We start from the raw sequence: 502 nt of genomic DNA, 5'->3' as shown, positions 1-502 counted from the left end.
TAATGAAACGTGTATTCTTATTAGCGACAGCACTTGTAACCGGATTGACAGGATGCAGCAGCGCGCCAGAAACAACAGGGGCGCTGTATCTCCTACCTAAAGCTGAGACAAAAACGTCTAACCAGATGAGCATTGCAGAACGACCTTTACTGGTGATTCGTCCGGCTCAACTCGCTAGTTACCTGAATGACAATAGTATTGTGTATCGCACATCAGATACTCAGATTGTTCAAGCCAAACGCCACCAGTGGGCTCAAAGTATTTCTGAGCAAATTACCCAACGTGTTGTGGCTGAGCTACGCCAAAAACAAAGCGACTATTGGCCAGTTGAAATGAATAATCTTCTGGATCAAAGTGGAGAATCCAAGCTTCAACTTACTTTGAACAAGTTTAATGGTAGCTACCAAGGTAATGCAGAGATTGAAGGTGAATGGTTACTCATCGATGCAAGCGGCAACGTCGTTCGAAGCTCGCAAGTAAAAATATTGATGCCATTGCAAGA

At 44.0% G+C, this 502-nt stretch carries 1 protein-coding gene; it reads left to right on the top strand.

All coding sequences use genetic code 11. From position 1 onward, the window contains the following. Positions 1–2: 2 nt before the first annotated feature. A partial coding sequence (locus R7190_RS31255) for a membrane integrity-associated transporter subunit PqiC (RefSeq protein ID WP_318138396.1) occupies positions 3–502 on the top strand: 500 nt, incomplete at its 3' end.

It is taken from the genome of Vibrio sp. 1078-1, from assembly GCF_033340475.1.
Note: the sequence above shows the minus strand (reverse complement) of the source record. Positions and strands in the feature narration are given on the sequence as shown.